This window comes from Halorubrum sp. SP3 (assembly GCF_005435195.1).
Taxonomy (GTDB): domain Archaea; phylum Halobacteriota; class Halobacteria; order Halobacteriales; family Haloferacaceae; genus Halorubrum; species Halorubrum sodomense.
In genome coordinates this window covers 1-288 of record NZ_SGTU01000588.1, presented here as the reverse complement: position 1 = coordinate 288, position 288 = coordinate 1, and the positions used below count along the sequence as shown (strand labels likewise).

1 pseudogene is annotated in these 288 nt (G+C 54.2%); it reads left to right on the top strand.

The window, feature by feature from the left end:
* Positions 1-288: pseudogene (locus EXE42_RS17680) on the top strand (hypothetical protein); the annotation flags it as partial.

Sequence of the window (288 nt, the reverse complement as noted above, 5' to 3'; positions counted from 1 at the left end):
GGAGTTCCGGAATCGGATGAAGATTCTCAGCATGGACGTCTCGTTCCCATCAAATCCAGAGGACCCTGGCTTCCGGGAAGCACAAGAAGATCTGTCTGAGGTGTTGGAACGTCAAAACCCGATCTTCAGTTACGTGGCCCGCCGGATGGTGACTGAGAAACCCTGGACCGACGGAGGTGGGACAATTGAGGATGTCCGCCAGATCATGTGTGACTTTTACGAGAAGGCTGGCCGAAAGGAGCCGGACTACTTCCCAGCTGATGAGCCAGCAGAGAAAGAGTACAACAC